The organism is Nonomuraea sp. B19D2 (assembly GCF_040137845.1).
Taxonomy (GTDB): Bacteria; Actinomycetota; Actinomycetes; order Streptosporangiales; family Streptosporangiaceae; genus Nonomuraea.
Genome location: NZ_JBEFAK010000022.1, coordinates 80,266 through 90,910, shown reverse-complemented (window position 1 = coordinate 90,910; position 10,645 = coordinate 80,266). Strand labels below are relative to the sequence as shown.

Below are 10,645 nucleotides of genomic sequence, written 5' to 3'. Positions count from 1 at the left end.
GCAGGCATCACCCACCTCGTCCTGATTTATTGGCATAAACTGTGCCAAGTGGAGCTGCGCACGTACCCCGACGGCCCGTCCATAGAGGTGTCCGACGAGGCAGCGGCCCTCGCCAGCCCGCTCGGCGGGCAGCTCGTCCTGGCCGGCAACCGCTTCCTGCGCAGGGACGTCACAGGCGCCCCTGTGGCGTTCGTCGAGCGCCCGCCCATCGCCGAGGCCCTCGACCTGCTCCCCCACCCCGAAGGCGGCTGGTTCAGGGAGACGTGGCGGACGGCGGTGACGTTCCAGCCGGACGGGTACCCGGGACCGCGGGCCAGTGCCACCGGCATCTACTTCCTGCTGAACCCGGGCGAGGAGTCGGTGCCGCACATGGTCAGGTCGGACGAGGTCTGGCTGTGGCACCGCGGCGGCCCGCTGAGCCTGACGATCGGCGACTCCACGCGCACGCTCGGGCCGCTCGTGGAGGAGGGCCAGGTGCCGCAGGCGGTCGTGCCCGGCGGGGTGTGGCAGTCGGCCCGCCCGGCCTCCGCCGAGCCGGTGCTGGTGAGCTGCATCGTGTCACCGGGCTTCGACTACGCCGACTTCACGGCCTAGCCAGGCGTCGCCACAAACGGCTGAGGTAACGTCGGCTCTCTCCCCGCACGATCAAGCCGCTCGATCAAGGAGAGACGCATGGTCCACAAAGCCGTCATCCCGGTGGCCGGACTCGGCACCCGGCTGCTGCCGCTGACCAGGGCGCTGCCCAAGGAGATGTTGCCGATCGGCGACAAGCCCGTCATCGAGCACACCATCCGCGAGCTCGTGGACTCCGGCATCGACGAGATCACCATCGTCACCTCACCCCGCAAGGACCTCATCCAGCGGCACTTCGCCCCCGACGCCGACCTCGAGCTGCAGCTCCGTGCCGCCGGCAAGGACGACCTGGCCGACGCGGTCGCGGAGCTGTCGTCGCTGGCCCACATCACGTACCTGTACCAGAACGGCCCGTACGGCAACGGCACCCCCGTGCTCAACGCCGCCCGCGTCATCGGCGACGAGCCGTTCATGGTGCTGTGGGCCGACGACGTGTTCGTGGCCGAGGTGCCCAGGGCCAAGCAGCTCAAGGCTGCGTACGAGGCCACAGGGGCACCCGTGCTGGCCCTGATGCCGATGGCGGTCGAGGACGCGTCGCGGTACGGCGTGCCGATCGTCAAGGAGGACCTCGGCGGCGGCCGCCTGCTGATCTCCGGGCTGGTGGAGAAGCCGTCCCCCGAGGAGGCCCCCTCGCGCTACGCCGCCATCGGCGGGTACGTCGTCACCCCCGGCGTCGTCGAGGAGCTCCAGGAGCAGACGCGCAGGTGGCGCCAGAACCCGCAGGGCGAGATCTACCTCACCGACGCCCTGCACCGGCACGCCGCCGGCCACCCGGTGTACGGGCAGGTCATCGACGGCACCTGGTGGGACACGGGCTCGCCGCTCAACTACCTCAAGGCCCAGTTCGCCGCCGCGCTCGCGCACCCGGAGCACGGCCCCGAGCTGCGCCGGCTCGCCCTGGAGAGCGGCTGACGCCTTGGGTTTCTTCCGGCGAGATGATTGTCTGAGCGAAAGAACTATGAGGAGGGCACCGGTGAGCCGTCAGATCGTTTCCATAGTGGGTGGCAAGGAGGCGGGCGCCACCGCCACGTACGAGTCGACCAACCCCTCGCGCACCAGCGAGGTCGTGGCCCACGTCGGCCTGGCCGACGCCGGCACGTTCGCCGCCGCCTGCCGCGCCGCCAAGGAGGCCCAGCGCGAGTGGGCCAAGGTGCCCGCGCCCGTGCGCGGCCGGGTGATCGCCTCCATCGGGCGGCTGGTCGAGGCCAACGCCGAGCGGCTGGCCCGCCTGGTGACCGAGGAGATCGGCAAGCCGTACGCCGAGGCTCTGGGCGAGGTGCGGGAGATCGTGGACACGTGCGACTTCTTCCTCGGCGAGGGCCGCAGGTTGTACGGGCAGACGGTCCCGTCGGAGATGCCGGACAAGAACCTGTTCACGTTCCGGAACCCCATCGGCGTGGCGGCGGTCGTCACCGCGGGCAACTTCCCGGTCGCCGTCCCCTCGTGGTACCTGGTCCCGGCGCTGCTCTGCGGCAACGCCGTCGTCTGGAAGCCCGCCGAGTACGCCGCCGCCTCGGCGCACGCCATGTTCCAGCTCTTCGTGGCGGCCGGGCTGCCCGACGGCGTGCTGAACATCGTCTTCGCCGACGGCGCCGGGACGTTCAAGGGCCTGGCGCAGGCCCTTGAGGAGGGAAGCGTGCAGAAGGTCGGGTTCACCGGCTCCAGCGAGGTGGGCAGGAAGATCGGCGAGCTGACCGGGCGGCACCTGCAGTCGGCCTGCCTGGAGCTGGGCGGCAAGAACCCGATGGTGATCATGCCGGACGCCGACCTCGACCTGGCCGTCGAGGGCGCGCTGTTCTCGGGCTTCGGCACGGCCGGCCAGCGCTGCACGAGCCTGGGCACGGTGATCGTGCACGAGAGCGTGCACGACGAGTTCGTCGAGCGGTTCGCGCGGGCCGTGCGCGAGGCGCGGATCGGTCACCCGGAGCAGGAGGTGCTGGCGGGCCCGCTGCTCGACCAGAAGTTCGCCGACCGGTACGAGGAGTTCCTGACCTGGATCCAGCCCCACCACAAGGTCGTGTCCGGAAATATCGGGAAAATAACGAAGGACAACCCGCACGGCGACTTCGACGGCGAGCAGGGCCTCTACTACCACCCGGTCGTCGTGGACGGCGTGCAGCCCACCGACCGCCTGTTCCTGGAGGAGACGTTCGGCCCGATCGTCGGCGTGACCACGTTCAGGACCCTCGACGAGGCCATCGAGCTGGCCAACCTGCCCGGCTACGGCCTGTCGAGCTCCATCTACACCACCGACCCGCAGCACGCCTTCCGCTTCCGCGAGGGCATCTCGGCGGGCATGGTCAGCGTCAACAACTCCACCTCGGGCGCCGAGGCCCATCTCCCGTTCGGCGGCAACGGCAAGTCAGGCAACGGCAGCCGCCAGTCGGGTATGTGGGTGCTCGACCAGTTCACCCGCTGGCAGGCGATGAACTGGGACCATTCGGGCCGCCTGCAGAAAGCCCAGATGGATGTCGCGGAAATCGAGCCCGATCTGGGCTTCCGCCTGCCATAATCGTCTTGTCTCGATGCAAGAACGGGCCCCTCGGCGACGAGGGGCCCGTTCGTTTTCCGCGCGAGGGTCAGACCTGGCCGGCCTTCTCCAGGGCCGAGCAGCAGGTGTTCACCAGCAGGCGGGTGACCACGTACGGGTCGACGTTGGCGTTCGGGCGGCGGTCCTCGATGTAGCCCTTCTTCTCCACCTCGACCTGCCACGGGATGCGCACGGACGCGCCGCGGTCGGACACGCCGTAGCTGTACTTGTTCCACGGGGCGGTCTCGTGGGCGCCGGTCAGGCGGCTCTCGACGCCCGCGCCGTACTGCGTGATGTGCTCCATCGGCTTGTCGCCCTCACCGAGCGCCTCGCAGGCGGTGATGATGGCGTCGTAGCCCTCGCGCATGGCCTTGGTCGAGAAGTTGGTGTGCGCGCCGGCGCCGTTCCAGTCGCCGCGGGCGGGCTTGGCGTCGAGCGTGGCCTCCACGCCGAACTCCTCGGCCGTGCGGTAGAGCAGCCAGCGGGCCACCCACAGGTGGTCGGCGACCTCGAGCGGGCCGGCCGGGCCGACCTGGAACTCCCACTGGCCGGGCATGACCTCGGCGTTGATGCCGGAGATTGCCAGACCGGCGGCGAGGCAGCGGTCGAGGTGGAGCTCGACGATCTCGCGGCCGAAGATGGCGTCGGCGCCGACACCGCAGTAGTACGGGCCCTGCGGGGCGGGGAAGCCGCCCTCGGGGAAGCCGAGCGGACGGCTGCCCTTGAAGAAGGTGTACTCCTGCTCGATGCCGAACCAGGAGTCCTGGCCGGCGTACTTCTCGGCGATCGGGCGGAGCAGGGCGCGGGTGTTGCTGACGTGCGCGTCACCGTTGATCTCCTCGACCTCGGAGAGGACGAGGACGTTGTTACCGCCGCGGATCGGGTCGGGGCAGACGAACACCGGGCGGAGCACGCGGTCCGACGAGTGGCCCTCGGCCTGGTTGGTGCTGGAGCCGTCGAAGCCCCAGACCGGCGGCTCGGCGCCGTCGGCGAGGATCTTCGTCTTCGAGCGCAGCAGAGCGGTCGGCTCCGTGCCGTCGATCCAGATGTACTCAGCCTTGTAGCTCACGGCGGTCCTTTTCTCGGGGTGTTACACAGCCACGCCGAGTCTTACGGACAGCCGTTTCCCAATTTTTGCCCATATGTGAACGCCGTGTTAATCAGGCCAGATCTGTGTTAACGCTCGACGACGATGACGGGGTGCTGTGGCACCCCGTCATTCTTTCAGGTACGTCCCTCCGTGCCGTTGCCGTCGTAGCCCAGCAGGCGCATGGCCGTGTCCGGGTCCATCGCCGCGGCCAGGAGCTGGGCCCGGGCGTGGGCCTGGTCGCGTTCGCGTTCGGCCTTGGCCTGCGCGGCGCGTACGCCCCTGATCGCGACGAGCGCGAGCCCGGCGCCCACGATCACCGCGACGACCACGATGAACAGCAGGAGCAGCAGCCCGGGCGAGGCCACGGCCGAGGCCGTCGCGTTCGTGCCACCGCCCGCCACCGTGCCCGTCACCGCGAGCGCCGCGATGATGGCCAGCGCCACCAGCCCCAGCAGGCTGGCGACGACCAGCCAGACCCGGCCCGCGCGCCGGCGCGGGGCAGGAGACGGGGCCGGAGACAGGGCCGGAGATGGGGCGGGGGGCGCGGCGGGAGACGGGGCGGGCGTCCCCACGACGACGGGCCGCGCGGGCGGAGTCGCCGCCGCCCACGGCACGAACTCGGGCCGGTCGGAGGGCTCGGCGTGCCCGCCCTGGGCGGCAGGAGCGGCGGCCGCCGCGGGCGGCGCCTGGATCATCGGGGTCGGCGGCGCCGTCAGCTGGACGGCCTGCACGCCGGGACCGCCGTAGGAGACCGGCGGTAGCTCCACCGGCTCCTCCCCCGGTCCCGGGAGGTCCCGCTCGATGTGGCTGTGCTCCTTGTGCGCCCTGGCCGCGTCGCGGTGGTAGTCCTCCAGCTCCTGGTAGAGCTCGTCGGAGGCGTAGATCGTCCCGTCGATGAGCGGGCCGGGCTCCCTGCGGATGATCGCCACCACGTCGTCGCCGTTGAGTGTCTTGTGCGTCTCCAGCGCGTGCGCCACGCAGAGCACCTCCCTGCGGTGCTCCTGCAGCAGCTCCTCGGTCTTCTCCAGCAGCCGCACCAGGTTGAACTCGATCCGCTCCCCCAGCACGTCGGGGGTCAGGTCGGGCTCGCGCCGGACCGGCTCCCTGTCGGTGATGCCGATGGCGCCGCCGCCGGGGCGGGACTTGCGCACCGCCTTGCCGCCCATGATCTCCAGCTCCTGGAGCGCGGGCAGTGAGGTGACGCCGGAGCCCATGCCCCAGTACGACTCCATCATGGCGGTCAGGTACGTGGCCGAGTACAGGTCGCCGGAGACCCCGGAGGAGTTGTCCTCGCCGAAGAACATCCGCTCGCCGGCCAGTGAGGCCAGCGAGACCATGATGTCGGCCTCGTGCTCGGACTTCCACCTGGTGAACTGGTCCTCCGGCTTGATCGAGGCGACCATGCCCAGGTAGTCGGCGCCCTTCTCGATCGTGGCGATGTCGATCTCGAGGTGGAAGCGGGTCACGTACGCCACCACGGCGTGGCAGGCCTCGTGCACGGCCACGGCGTGCCGTTCGCGCTCGATGTACTCGACGTCCTCGGGCGGGCCGAGCTGCTTGAGCCGCTTGGCCCGCAGCACGTCCGACCAGGTGATGATCTCGCGGCCGTCCCTGATCGCGGTGATCAGGGACTCGTTGACCAGGTCCTTGATCGTGGCGCCGGTGGCGTACGGGGTGATGGTGGCCAGCTTGTCGATCTGCTCGGGGGTCAGCTCGTGCCACACCTTGTCGAAATAGCCCTGGTACGTGCGCACCCGGCCCGCCTTGGACGGGTAGCCCACCTTGTAGATGCGGTCGATGCGGCCCGGCCGCAGCAGCGCCTCGTCGAGCGCGTCGGGCCGGTTCGTGGCCATCATGACGAGGATGCGGTACTTGGGCGGCGGCTTGGGCCGCATGCCGAGCAGCCGTCGTACGAGCCGGTTGAAGAACCCGCGCGGCTTCTTGAGCCCGGACAGCTCGGTGAGCAGCGCCTGCAGCGTGCCGGGGTCGCCGCTGTTCATCATGCCGCCGCCCATGATGAAGCGGTTGCGCCGGCCCGGCTCCTCACCGGCGTCGCGGGCGCCGCGGAAGGCCAGCACCTGGCGGGTCTCCTCGGACAGGTAGTTGAGCCCGTGGCAGCCGTTGAGGCCCGACAGCCCGGAGAAGCCGCCCTGCCCGGGCGGGCCCTGCTGGGCGAGCCGGCCGCGCTTGCCGAGGGAGTCGGCCTCGTCGAAGAAGACGATCACGCCGCCGTACCTGAGCGCCAGTTTGCGCAGCTTCCTGAACAGCGACTTGACCTTCAGGATGCCGATGCCCATGAACATGTTCGTGAACGCGCCCGGATCCACGAACACGTACGGCTTGCCGGTCTCGCCGGCCACGGCCTCGGCCATGAGGGTCTTGCCGGTGCCCGGCGGCCCCCACAGCAGCAGGCCGCTGGGGACGTACCCGCCGCGCCGCTCGATCTCGTCGGGCCGCTCCAGGAAGACGATGTTCTCGCGGACGCGCTCGACCACGTGGTCCTGCCCCCACACGTCGTGGAAGCGGGTCTTGATGTCGTCGGGGAAGTACGTCTCAACGCCGCCTCTGGACAGGAACCAGAACAGGCCCACGAACTGGATGATGATCACGAAGAACAGGAAGATGATCTGGATCAGGAACGGCATCGCCTGCCAGAGCAGCGCCGGGGCCTGCATCACCGCCACGAACGGGCTGACGTCCATGACCGCGCCCAGCACCAGCGCGATCAGCACGACGAAGAAGGCCACCTTGAGCGCCCGCGAGAGGCGGTATCTCGTCCAGTCGTCGAAGCGGCGGTGCGTCCAGCGCTCGAAGCCGCCGAAGACCTTCTGGCTCCAGAAGCGGTGGTAGGCCGACCAGTGCTCGCTGACGAAGAAGTGCAGTTGCCGCACGACCTCCACGCCCAGCAGCCAGAAGATCCACTGGTACGCGTTCGCGATCACCAGTGCGGCCTCGGGGAACATGACGATGCCCTGGAAGTCGGCCATCACCTTCCACGTGAGGATGAAGTAGGCGAGCACCAGGGCGATGAGGAACTTGCTCCGATCCCAGAACTGCATCTTCTTCCTGGTCACGGATTCGGGATCGGAGGGCCCGCTGCCAGGGGCACGCAGCCCCTCGTGGTGAACGGTCGTGGTCAATGGTGCTCCCTCATCCAGGCAGCCGGAGCAGCTTGAACGTACTCTCGATCTTGTCGAACTCGGCGGCGCGCTTCCTGAAGCAGATGGACTGGCAGCCGATGAGCATGACGGAGACCGTGGCGCCCTTCTCGTCGAGGATGGCGGTGTGGTCGAACGTCTGGACGTCGTTGCCGATCTGGTAGTTGAAGCGGACCCGGACCCCTCTGGCGCCGTCGTCCAGGGTCAGCACCTCGTCCTTGAGGAGTTCGAAGTTCCGGAACATCGGCGGCTGGCCCGTCGCCACGGCCTGCTGCACGTAGAGCTCGCGCACCTGGCTCGTCACCGGCAGCACGAAGTCGCGCAGCCGGTTGAGCGAGATCGTGTCCCGCTGCTCCTCGGAGAGCTGGTGCACGGTGGCGTAGACGAACGGGTCCGTCGAGCCGAGCAAGTGGTTGACCGACGGCTCCGCGGACTGGTCGAAGGCCGTCGACCAGACCCGCTGGGCCCGGAGCAGGGCCGCCTCCGAGTTCGGGTGGTCGCCGGACAGGTACAGCTCGATGGGATAGGCGTTGAGCTGCGTGAACGAGTACGGCACCTTGAAGTAGGTGGTGCCGGCCTTGTCACGTACGTAGTGGAAATCGGGCTGTCCGACGCACGCGGACAGCATCAGGACCGCGACCGTGACCGCGATCAAACCCCGTGCCTTTTTCACCAGGGCTTACCTCCGCTTTACGGACCAACGGAGTTGTTGTGCCCGCTTTCAGGCGGAATGAGCCCAGCGCACGGTTAAAAATCTTGACCAAATCTTGGCCGTGCATTGGCTTTACTTGTTACAGATCGACTACGGCCTGGTATCGGCGGTGGCGCGCTCCGTGACATGGGGCTACTACAACGTTCATGCAACCCCCATTGGTTCAACTCAGGAAGTAGCGAAAGATATGAGGATCCCTTCCGACCGCCCCGGGAGCGCACAATGTCAGAGCCCGCAATGGAGACCGTCGATTCTTTCGGCATGACTGCGGAGCGGCAGTTCGCCGACGTCTGGTCGAGGCCGGTCCTGTCGATGAGGGAGCGCCGCCTGATCCTGCTCGGGCTGCTCGTCGGCCAGGGACTCCACGAGCAGACGGACGTCCAGCTCGACGCCGCGCTGCGGACCGGCGAGCTCACCGAGGCCGAGCTGCGCGAGGTGGTCGTCTTCCTCACGCACTACGCGGGCTGGGCCCGGGGCAGCCAGCTGAACGACCAGGTCGAGAAGCTGATCGAGCGGGTCAGGAAGGCTCGATCCGATAGAGAGGGCCCCGCAGGCTGAGCGCGTACAGCTCGCCGTCGTGGCCCTCGCCGAACGACGACAGCTGCTCGACCTTCCCGATCTCGGTCGCGTCCGCCGGCCGGTCGGCGCGCGCGGCCTTGATCCATCCGGCGCAGAAGTCGCCGTAGAGGAACCGGCCCTGCAGCCAGGGGATCTTCCTGCCGCGGTAGACGTGTCCGGCGATGACCGAGCAGTTGCCGCCCTCGTTCAGCGGGTAGACGATCGCCGGGTCGGCCATCCCGCGCTCCTTCGGGCCCCGGTAGCGGCTCTTGCCCTCGCGGGCGTTCCAGCCGTAGTTCGCGCCGCCCAGCGACCCCGCCGGCTGGTGGTCGACCTCCTCCCACGCGTTCTGGCCGACGTCGCCGATCCACAGATCACCGGTGTCGCGGTCGAAGCTGAACCGCCAGGGGTTGCGCAGCCCGTAGGCCCATATTTCCGGCTTGGCGCCTTCCTGGCCGACGAACGGGTTGTCCTCGGGCACCTTGTACGGCCGGCCACCGCGCGGATCGATGCGCAGGATCTTGCCGAGCCAGGTCTTCAGGCTCTGGCCGTTGCCGTGGGGGTCTCCGGCGCTGCCGTCGCCGAGGGCGATGTAGAGCTGGCCGTCGGGCCCGAACGCGAGCTGGCCACCGTTGTGGTTGGCGTACGGCTGGTCCTGGGTCAGCACGTCGCGCCTGCCCGTGGCTTTCGTGCCGTCGAAGGCCCACTCGGTGACGTGCGTGTCGCCCTGCGCGTCGGTCCAGTCGAGGTAGACCCACCGGCCTGAGGGGTGGAACGCCACGCCGAGCAGGCCCTGCTCGTTGCCGCCGCTCACCTCGCGGGACAGGTCGATCACCGTGTCGCCGTCGGAGGTGCGCAGCCTGCCGGTCTGCTCGGCGATGTACAGCCGCTCGTCGCCCTTGCGCACGGCGAACGCCACCGGCTGCTCCAGCCTGGCGATCTCCTTGAACCGCAGCCCGCCACGCTCCGGCGGTGTCGTCTCCGCCGGCTCCGGCGGCACGGTGACGCTCGCCTCCGGGGTGTGCGGGGCAGGCGGGGGCCGCTCGCCGGTGCAGGCGGGGAGGGCCACGAGGAGGAGGGCCACGGCCGCGACGCGTCGCACGACGCCCATCCTCGCACGGCGCTAGGGTTCAGGCATGCCAACCGCATTGATCACCGGCCCGGCCACCGGCATCGGCGCCGCCTTCGCCCGGCGCCTGGCCGCCGACGGCTTCTCACTCGTCCTGGTCTCCCGCGACGAGCGCCGGCTCTCCGAGAGCGCCGGCCAGCTCAAGCTCAGGTACGGGGTGGCCGCCGAGGTGCTGCCCGCCGACCTGGGCACCGAGGAGGGGCTCGCCAGGGTCGAGTCCAGGATCGGCGACGGCGTCGACCTGCTGGTGAACAACGCCGGGTTCGGGCACACGGACCGCTTCCCCGAGGTGCCCGTCGAGGACGAGGCACGCATGCTCAGGGTGCACTGCGAGGCGGTGCTCAGGCTGACGCTGGCCGCGCTGCCCGGCATGAGGGAGCGCGACCGGGGCGCGATCGTCAACGTGGCGTCCGTGGCGGCCTTCTTCACGCGCGGCACGTACAGTGCGTCGAAGGCGTGGGTGGTGAACTTCAGCGAGTCCGCCGCGAACGAGGTGGGGAACCCGCGCATCAAGATCATGGCGCTCTGCCCCGGCTTCGTGCGGACCGAGTTCCACCAGCGGGCCTCGATGGACACCTCGGGGATCCCCGGGTTCCTGTGGCTGAAGGCCGACGACGTGGTGCGGGAGGCGATGCGCGACCTGGCGCTGGGCAAGCGGGTGTCCGTGCCCGACCTGCGCTACAAGGCCATCGTCGCGCTCGGCAAGTTGGTGCCGCGCAGCCTGCAGTCCCGCGTGTCGGCGAGCATCGGCCGCTGAGTCCGTAGTCCGTACCGGGGCCCCTCCGGCCGGCCGAGGAGCGCGCACAGGAACGGGCCCCCGCCGCGGGAGGGGGTC

General features: G+C 69.5%; 9 protein-coding genes. 5 read left to right on the top strand and 4 right to left on the bottom strand.

The genetic code is table 11. The features are described from left to right. Positions 1-48: 48 nt before the first annotated feature. From ABN273_RS34000 to ABN273_RS33990, 3 genes are all read left to right on the top strand, one after another. Positions 49-594 carry a cupin domain-containing protein gene (locus ABN273_RS34000; protein WP_349453187.1) on the top strand — a complete coding sequence of 182 codons (546 nt, stop codon included), beginning with the start codon at positions 49-51 and terminating at the stop codon, positions 592-594. Between the two features lie 78 nt (positions 595-672). Continuing rightward, entirely contained in the window at positions 673-1,545 is an 873-nt protein-coding gene (locus tag ABN273_RS33995; RefSeq protein WP_349453186.1) for a UTP--glucose-1-phosphate uridylyltransferase, read from the top strand. A 61-nt stretch (positions 1,546-1,606) separates the two neighbouring features. After that, on the top strand, positions 1,607-3,145 hold the full coding sequence (locus ABN273_RS33990) for an aldehyde dehydrogenase family protein (RefSeq protein WP_349453185.1): 1,539 nt from the start codon (positions 1,607-1,609) through the stop codon (positions 3,143-3,145). 67 nt (positions 3,146-3,212) lie between these two features. Here the strand turns inward: ABN273_RS33990 and glnII are convergent, their stop codons facing one another. The 3 genes from glnII to ABN273_RS33975 all read right to left on the bottom strand — a co-directional run bounded on the left by glnII (position 3,213) and on the right by ABN273_RS33975 (position 8,084). Beyond that, a complete protein-coding gene (glnII, locus tag ABN273_RS33985) occupies positions 3,213-4,232 on the bottom strand; it encodes a glutamine synthetase (RefSeq protein WP_349453184.1) in 1,020 nt (339 codons plus the stop codon). Positions 4,233-4,387: 155 nt separating this feature from the next. Further along, positions 4,388-7,393 carry an AAA family ATPase gene (locus tag ABN273_RS33980; protein ID WP_349453183.1) on the bottom strand — a complete coding sequence of 1,002 codons (3,006 nt, stop codon included), beginning with the start codon at positions 7,391-7,393 and terminating at the stop codon, positions 4,388-4,390. A 10-nt stretch (positions 7,394-7,403) separates the two neighbouring features. Further along, positions 7,404-8,084 (bottom strand): hypothetical protein, encoded by a 681-nt coding sequence (locus ABN273_RS33975; RefSeq protein ID WP_349453182.1) that lies wholly within the window; start codon positions 8,082-8,084, stop codon positions 7,404-7,406. Between the two features lie 261 nt (positions 8,085-8,345). Between ABN273_RS33975 and ABN273_RS33970 the strand changes: the two genes are divergently transcribed. Next, a complete protein-coding gene (locus tag ABN273_RS33970; RefSeq protein WP_349453181.1) occupies positions 8,346-8,681 on the top strand; it encodes a carboxymuconolactone decarboxylase family protein in 336 nt (111 codons plus the stop codon). On the opposite strand, the gene ABN273_RS33965 is transcribed toward ABN273_RS33970, so the two are convergent. After that, complete coding sequence (locus tag ABN273_RS33965; RefSeq protein ID WP_349453180.1) at positions 8,641-9,783, bottom strand: PQQ-dependent sugar dehydrogenase; 1,143 nt, start codon at positions 9,781-9,783, stop codon at positions 8,641-8,643. The two genes, ABN273_RS33970 and ABN273_RS33965, sit on opposite strands and share 41 nt — an antisense overlap. Before the next feature lie 34 nt (positions 9,784-9,817). Here ABN273_RS33965 and ABN273_RS33960 point away from each other — a divergent pair, with 34 nt between their 5' ends. Beyond that, entirely contained in the window at positions 9,818-10,567 is a 750-nt protein-coding gene (locus ABN273_RS33960) for an SDR family NAD(P)-dependent oxidoreductase (RefSeq protein WP_349453179.1), read from the top strand. The last annotated feature ends 78 nt before the right edge of the window (positions 10,568-10,645 follow it).

Coding starts and splice junctions, on each gene's coding strand:
- ABN273_RS33995 (WP_349453186.1), top strand. CDS start 673: ATGGTCCACAAAGCCGTCATCCCGGTGGCCGGACTCGGCACCCGGCTG.
- ABN273_RS33970 (WP_349453181.1), top strand. CDS start 8,346: ATGTCAGAGCCCGCAATGGAGACCGTCGATTCTTTCGGCATGACTGCG.
- ABN273_RS33960 (WP_349453179.1), top strand. CDS start 9,818: ATGCCAACCGCATTGATCACCGGCCCGGCCACCGGCATCGGCGCCGCC.